7 protein-coding genes and 1 pseudogene are annotated in these 7,227 nt (G+C 66.6%); 7 read left to right on the forward strand and 1 reads right to left on the reverse strand.

All coding sequences use genetic code 11. The annotated features are described in order from the left end of the window. The 4 genes and pseudogenes from I71_RS26880 to I71_RS26895 all read left to right on the forward strand — a co-directional run. Positions 1-241: pseudogene (locus I71_RS26880) on the forward strand (serine--tRNA ligase); the annotation flags it as partial. Then, the gene (gene surE / locus I71_RS26885) at positions 241-1,023 is read left to right on the forward strand and encodes a 5'/3'-nucleotidase SurE (protein ID WP_042701192.1); all 783 of its coding nucleotides are present in this window, start codon (positions 241-243) and stop codon (positions 1,021-1,023) included. The pseudogene I71_RS26880 and the gene surE, both read left to right, overlap by 1 nt. Continuing rightward, the gene (locus tag I71_RS26890; RefSeq protein WP_042701194.1) at positions 1,020-1,673 is read left to right on the forward strand and encodes a protein-L-isoaspartate(D-aspartate) O-methyltransferase; all 654 of its coding nucleotides are present in this window, start codon (positions 1,020-1,022) and stop codon (positions 1,671-1,673) included. The genes surE and I71_RS26890 overlap by 4 nt, the downstream gene beginning before the upstream one ends. After that, entirely contained in the window at positions 1,670-2,956 is a 1,287-nt protein-coding gene (locus I71_RS26895; RefSeq protein WP_042701196.1) for a LysM peptidoglycan-binding domain-containing M23 family metallopeptidase, read from the forward strand. The genes I71_RS26890 and I71_RS26895 overlap by 4 nt, the downstream gene beginning before the upstream one ends. Here I71_RS26895 and I71_RS26900 read toward each other — a convergent pair. Continuing rightward, entirely contained in the window at positions 2,913-3,818 is a 906-nt protein-coding gene (locus I71_RS26900; protein ID WP_042701198.1) for an ATP-binding protein, read from the reverse strand. The genes I71_RS26895 and I71_RS26900 overlap by 44 nt on opposite strands. A 224-nt stretch (positions 3,819-4,042) precedes the next feature. On the opposite strand from I71_RS26900, the gene yajC reads away from it, so the two are divergent. The 3 genes from yajC to secF all read left to right on the forward strand — a co-directional run bounded on the left by yajC (position 4,043) and on the right by secF (position 7,159). Continuing rightward, entirely contained in the window at positions 4,043-4,468 is a 426-nt protein-coding gene (gene yajC / locus I71_RS26905; protein WP_042701200.1) for a preprotein translocase subunit YajC, read from the forward strand. A 124-nt stretch (positions 4,469-4,592) separates the two neighbouring features. Beyond that, positions 4,593-6,191: a protein translocase subunit SecD gene (gene secD, locus I71_RS26910; protein ID WP_042701202.1), complete on the forward strand. Its 1,599-nt coding sequence runs from the start codon at positions 4,593-4,595 to the stop codon at positions 6,189-6,191. Between the two features lie 11 nt (positions 6,192-6,202). Continuing rightward, positions 6,203-7,159: a protein translocase subunit SecF gene (gene secF / locus I71_RS26915; protein ID WP_042701204.1), complete on the forward strand. Its 957-nt coding sequence runs from the start codon at positions 6,203-6,205 to the stop codon at positions 7,157-7,159. Positions 7,160-7,227: the final 68 nt, after the last annotated feature.

Genomic DNA, 7,227 nt, shown 5'->3' on the forward strand with positions numbered 1-7,227 from the left:
CTACCGCGAGATTTCCAGCGTGTCCAATTGCGGAGATTTCCAGCACGGGCGGATGAAGGCCCGTTGCCGCGCCAAGGGCGAGAAGCAAACTCAATTCGTCCATACCCTCAACGGATCGGGTGTGGCGGTCGGGCGCTGCCTGATCGCGGTGCTGGAGAACTACCAGCAACCCGACGGTTCGATCCTGGTTCCCGAAGCGCTCCGCCCCTACATGCGCGGAGTGGAGAGGATTTCCATCTGATGTTCGACCTGCCGCTCGACCTGTCCCGCACACGGATCCTCGTCACCAATGACGACGGCATCCACGCGCAGGGATTGAAGGTCCTGGAAGCCATCGCGCATGAGCTGTCCGACGACGTCTGGGTCGTTGCGCCGGAGATGGAGCAGTCGGCGGCCAGCCATTCGCTGACCATCAACCGGCCGCTGCGCCTGCGCAAGCTGGACGACCGCCGCTTCACCGTGGACGGGACGCCGACCGACTGCGTGCTGCTGGCGGTCAACCATGTGATGAAGGACGCCCGTCCGACGCTGGTTCTGTCCGGCGTCAACCAGGGTTCCAACATCGGCGAGGACGTGACCTATTCCGGCACCATCGCCGCGGCGATGGAGGCGACGCTGCTGAACGTTCCGGCCATCGCCATGAGCCAGCATTACGAACCGGGGCAGCCCATCGACTGGTCCGCCGCCGCCGCCCATGGGGCGGACGTGGTGCGCAAGGCGGTGACGGTCCCCTGGCCGAAGAATGTGCTGTTGAACGTCAACTTTCCGGCCCGCCCCGCCGCGGAGGTGACTGGTATCCAGGTGGTGCGCCATGGCAAGCGCAAGATCGGCGACGAGCTGTTTGAGCGCGTCGACCCGCGCGGCAAACCCTATATCTGGATCGGGACGCTGCGCGGCGAGGCCGACGTGGCTGACGACACCGATATCCATGTCGTGTTCAACGGCGGCATCTCGGTGACGCCGATCTATCTCGACCTCACCCACACACCGACGTTGCAGACGTTGAGGCAGGCCTTCGTGTGACCTACAACCCGCGCAAGATCCGCTTGCTGATGGCCCTTCGCGGGGCCGGCGTCACCGACACGAAAGTGTTGGCGGCCATCGAGCGGATCCCGCGCGAGCTGTTCGTCCCGGAAGCCTTCCAGGACCGGGCATGGGAGGATGTGGCCCTGCCCATCGACCTGGGCCAGACCATCAGCCAACCGCTGGTGGTCGGCCTGATGACGCAGGCGCTGGAGCTGACCCCGCGACATCTTGTCCTGGAGATCGGCACCGGTTCCGGCTATCAGGCCGCGGTGCTGTCGCGGCTGTGCCGCCGGGTCTTCACGATCGAGCGGCTGAAACCGCTCCTGCGCGAGGCGGAGGAGCGGTTCAGGGCACTCGGCATTCACACGATCACCACGCGGCTCGGCGACGGGACGCGTGGGTGGCCGGAACAGGCGCCCTTCGCCCGCATACTGGTCACAGCCGCCGGTGGGCCGGAGCCGCCAAAAGACTTGACGGATCAACTCGCCGTTGGTGGTGTCATGGTCATTCCGCTGGGGAGCGATCATCGCGATCAGAAGGTCGTGCGCTTCCGGCGTTCCGAAGCTGGCCTTATCCGGGAGGACCTGTGGCCCGTCCGTTTCGTTCCGCTGCTGTCCGACCCGCCGCCATCGGTCCGTTCCGCATGAAACCTGAATTTTCCAAGCGTGTCCTGCCGGCACTGGTGCTGTCCACCGCTGTCCTGGCGCTCGGCGCCTGCGAGCGGGTGGGGGGGCTGGCCCCCTTCACCCATGTCTCCGAAACGCCGGAATCCGCTGCCGGCGCCATCACGGTGCAGAAGGGCGACAGCGCCTATACCCTGTCACGCCGCTACAATGTGCCGCTGCGTGACCTGATCGAGGCGAACAAGCTGGCGCCGCCCTACCGGCTGGAGGTCGGCCAACGGCTGGTCCTCCCCACGTCGCGCCAGTACATCGTGCAGAAGGGCGACAGCCTCTACAGCATCTCCCGGATGCACAATGTCGACGTCAGCGAACTGACGCGGTTGAACAACCTGACGCCACCCTATGCCGTGCAGGTCGGCCAACCCCTGCGCCTGCCCGGCAGCACCGACGGCAACGGGACCATGGTTGCCTCCGGGACGGCCTCCGGCATGGCAACCGGCGGAGCCGTGCCGCTGACTCCGCAGGGTTCCCCGGCTGGTCGCGGATCGGTGCAGGCGGCCGAACTGCCGCCGCCCGGTGCGTCTCCGTCCTCGGGCTCGGTTTCCTCTGGCAGCATCGCCGCCACGCCGCTGCCGCCGCCGTCCAAGCCCGGTTCCGCGCCCGAACCTGCCCCTGCCGCCGCTCCCCCGTTCGCGTCGGGCGATACCACCTATCAGCCTGGGCAAGCCCCGACAATGCTGCGCCCGCCCGGCAGCAAGCCGGCACCGACGCCGATTCCGGCGCCTGCCGCGCAGTCCGCTCCTCCACAGCAGGAGGTTGCTGCAGCTGCCCCGCCGCCCAAACCGGACCCGAAGGCCGAGGTCGCCGCCCCGCCGCCGCGCGGCGGCGCCCGCTTCCTGTGGCCGGTGAAGGGCAAGCTGATCTCCGGCTATGGGCCGAAGCCCGACGGGCTGCACAATGACGGGCTGAACATCGCCGCGCCGAAGGGCACTGCCGTGGTTGCCGCCGACAATGGCGTGGTCGCCTATGCCGGCAACGAGCTGCGCGGCTTCGGCAACCTGCTGCTGCTGAAGCATTCCGACGGCTGGATCACCGCCTATGCGCATCTCGACAAGATCGAGGTGGAGCGCGGCGCAGCGGTGAAGCGGGGGCAGGTGATCGCCCGGGTCGGCCAGACCGGCGGCGTGTCCTCGCCCCAGCTGCATTTCGAGCTGCGCAAGGGCAGCCAGGCCGTCGACCCGAGCGACCAGATGGACCGCAAGGTCAGCGAAGGGGCGTCCCGAGGCGGCCAGCCAAGTCCTGGATGAACTGCCAGGCGACCCGACCAGACCGGCTTCCGCGCGTGACCGACCATTCGACGGCCTCGGCGCGCAGCCGGTCCTCCGGGATGTCCAGGCCGAAATGGCGGACGTACCCCTCGATCATCGCGAAATAGGTGTCCTGGTCGCAGTTGTGGAAGCCGAGCCACAGACCGAAGCGGTCTGACAGCGATACCTTCTCCTCGACCGCTTCCGCCGGGTTGATGGCGGTCGACCGCTCGTTCTCGATCATGTCACGCGGCATCAGGTGGCGGCGGTTGGACGTGGCGTAGAACACCACATTGTCCGGCCGCCCCTCGATCCCGCCGTCCAACACCGCCTTCAGAGACTTGTAATGGGCGTCGTCATGGTCGAAGGACAGATCGTCGCAGAACAGGATGAAGCGGCGGGCCTCGTCCTTCAGCCTGATCAGCAGTCGAGGCAGGGTGGGGATGTCCTCGCGGTGGATTTCCACCAGCGCCAGTTCGCCCGGCCGCTCCGCGCAGATGGCGGCATGGGCCGCTTTGACCAGCGAGCTTTTGCCGGTGCCGCGCGCCCCCCACAGCAGGGCGTTGTTGGCCGGCAGCCCGGCGGCGAAGCGGCGGGTGTTGTCCAACAGGATCTCCCGCTGCCGCTCGATCCCCTGCAGAAGCATGATGTCGACGCGGTTGACCACCGGGACCGCTTCCAGCCGGTCGGGATCGGGGTGCCAGACGAAGGCGTCCGCCGCGCCGAAATCCAGCGGCCGTTCCGGCGGCGGGGCCAGACGCTCCAGCGCTTCGGCAATGCGGGTCAGCAGAGGGACGAGCGCCTGGTCGGCACCAGACTTATCGCCATCGCGTTTGCCGGAGCCTTTTTTTGAGTGCGACATAATTTTCCGGATTTTTTTCTGGATGTTCCATGGAAAGTGGGTGCCCGCGCAGCCATCTTTCCGACGCCTTCGCACCGTAACACAGCAGGGCAAGCACACAAGCCGTGGCCGCCCCGCGGATTGTGGCGCATCACCATTGCATCCCGGTCATGGGCGGCTATAGTCGCGGCGTCCCGGCGGAACGCCGACCCGGTGCCGAGACCAAACCTGTAAGGAGCTTCCAGATGTTCGTTTCGACGGCTTATGCACAGACGGCGGCCCCGGCTGGCGGCGGCGGTGACATGCTCGTCCAGTTCGCGCCGCTGATCCTGATCTTCGTCGTCTTCTACTTCCTGCTCATCCGTCCGCAGCAGAAGAAGATGAAGGAGCATAAGGCGATGCTGTCGGCCATCCGCCGCGGCGACCGCGTCGTGACCGGCGGCGGCATCATCGGCGTCGTCACCAAGGTCGGCACTGACGACGAGATCACCGTCGAGATCGCGGAGAACGTGCGCGTGCGTTGCCTGCGCTCCACCGTCAATCTGGTGCTCGCCAAGACCGAGCCGGCCGGCAAGTCCGGTGGCGATGCCGCTCCGGCCGCCGAGGGCGAAGCCAAGCCGGCCGAGACCACCGTCGCCGGCGGCATCGGCAAGCTGTTCGGCCGCAAGTAAGCCGTAGCCGGGCCCCTCTTCCGCGGGTCGGCCCGAAGGCGCTTCCCGTCCGGCCAGGCCGGCCGCCTTATGACAGGGCGGACCGGCCGCCCGGACCGGGTGTCTGATCGGATTCGAGTGACGCATGCTCTATTTTTCGCGCTGGAAGATTTACCTGATCCTGGCGACCTGCATCGCCGGGTTCGTCCTGATTCTGCCCAACTTCCTGGGCCGCGGCACGCTGGCGGCGCTGCCGTCCTGGTATGCCGACACTCGGGTGTCGCTGGGTCTCGACCTGCGCGGCGGATCGCATCTGTTGCTTGAAGTCGACATGGCCACCGTCATCCGCGACCGCGTGGAAGGTCTGGTCGATGGCGCGCGGCAGCAGTTGCGCACCGCCAATGTCGGCTATACCGCGCTGAACGCCGGCGAGCGCGCCGTGACCGTCCAGCTGCGCGACCCGGCCCAGGCCGACGAGGCGGTGAAGGCCCTGCGCCAGCTCTCCAGCCCGGTCGGCCGCACGGCGCTCGGCGTCGGGCAGCCGGACCTCGACGTGACCGTCAATGGAGCCACCGTGACCGTGGCCTTGAGCGAGGTCGCTCTGCGCGACCGCGCCACCCAGGCCATCGAACAGTCGATCGAAATCGTCCGTCGCCGCATCGACGAGACCGGCGTGAACGAGCCGACCATCGCCCGCCAGGGCAACGACCGCATCCTGGTCCAGCTGCCCGGCGTCGAGGATCCGGACCGCATCAAGCGGCTGCTCGGCACCACCGCCAAGATGACCTTCCGGCTGGTTGACGTGAATGCCGATCCGAACACCGGCCGCGCCCCTCCGGGATCCGAGATCCTGCCATCGGCCGAGGGCGACCGCTACCAATCAAAATACGTCATCCGCAAGAAGGTCGAGGTCGATGGCGCCACGCTGCAGAACGCATCGGCCGGCACCAACCCGCAGACCGGCGAATGGGTGGTGAATTTCGAGTTCAACACCGCGGGCGCCAACCGCTTCGCCGAAGTGACCAAGCAGAATGTCGGCCGGCCCTTCGCCATCGTGCTCGACAACAAGGTCATCAGTGCGCCCGTCATCCGTGAGCCGATCACCGGCGGCCGCGGCCAGATCAGCGGCAACTTCACCGCCGCCAACGCCAACGACCTCGCCGTCCTGCTGCGCGCCGGCGCCCTGCCAGCCCCGCTGAAAGTGATCGAGGAGCGCACGGTCGGTCCCGATCTCGGCGCCGACTCGATCCGCGCCGGCCTCACCGCCGTGGTCGTCGGCTTCCTGATGGTCTGCGCGTACATGATCGCGTGCTACGGGCTGTTCGGTGCCTTCGCCTGCTTCGCCCTGCTGGTGAACATCGTGCTGACCATTGCGGCGCTGTCGCTGCTGCACGCCACGCTGACGCTGCCGGGCATCGCCGGCATCCTGCTGACGCTGGGTCTGGCGGTGGACGCCAACATCCTGATCAATGAACGCATCCGCGAAGAGACGAAGAAGGGCCGCGGCGTCTTCGCCTCGATGGAAGCCGGTTTCAGCCGCGCCTACAGCACCATCGTCGACTCCAACCTGACGACCGCCATCAAGATGGCCCTGCTGTTCGTCTTCGGCACCGGCACCATCAAGGGCTTCGCCGTCACCATCACCTTCGGCATCCTCATTTCCATGTTCACCGCCACGGTGCTTGTGCGCCTGATGATGGTGACATGGCTGCGCCGGACCCGTCCGGCCGTGTTGCCGGTCTGAGAGGTCATACGATGTTCCATCTCCGCCTCGTCCCCGACAACACCAAGATCCCGTTCATGAACGGCCGCATCGCCGGCCTTGTCGTGTCGGCGATCCTGTCCATCGCCTCCATCATCCTGTTCTTCCACCCCGGCCTGAATTACGGCATCGACTTCCGTGGCGGCATCGTCATCGAGGCCCGCACTCCGGACGCCGCCGATTTCGCCTCGCTGCGCCATACCCTGTCCGGCCTCGGCATGGGGCAGGTGGCGTTGCAGGAGTTCGGCTCGGCCCAAGATGTGCTGATCCGCCTGGAACGGCAGCCCGGCGATGACGCCGCCCAACAGGTCGCCGCCGACAAGGTGCGCAACACACTGGCACAAGCCATTCCCGGTACCCAGGTCCGCCGTGTCGAAGCGGTCGGCGCCTCGGTCAGCGGCGAGCTGTTCGCCAACGGGATGCTGGCGCTCGGCCTCGCCATGCTGGCGATGCTGGTCTATATCTGGTTCCGCTTCGAATGGCAGTTCGGCTTCGGCGCGGTGGTGACGTTGATTCTCGACATCACCAAGATCGTCGGATTCTATGCCGTCACCGACATCCAGTTCAACCTGACGGCCGTGGCGGCAATCCTGACCGTCATGGGATATTCGGTGAACGACAAGGTCGTGGTCTATGACCGCATGCGCGAGAATCTGCGTATCTACAAGAAGATGCCGCTGCGCGATCTGATCGACATGTCGATCAACGAGACGCTGAACCGCACGGTCGGCACCTCGGTCTGCACGCTGCTGTCCATCATCCCGCTGGCGCTGTTCGGCGGCGAGGCGTTGCAGGACTTCGGCATCGTGCTGATCTTCGGCGTCATCCTTGCGACCAGCTCGTCTGTGTTCATCGCAGCACCCATCTTGCTGTTCCTGGGCGAAAACCGCCTCCGGCGCGGTTCGCCCGATGCCGCCCCGGCGGGCAAAACCCCTGCGACCACGCCGTAACGCCGGACGCTTGGGGAAGGAGAGGGCTGCATGACAGACATCATGCCGATGATCCCGTCGGATCGTCA

Origin of the sequence: Azospirillum sp. B506, from assembly GCF_000333595.1 — a bacterium.
In the GTDB taxonomy this organism is placed as follows: Bacteria; Pseudomonadota; Alphaproteobacteria; order Azospirillales; family Azospirillaceae; genus Azospirillum.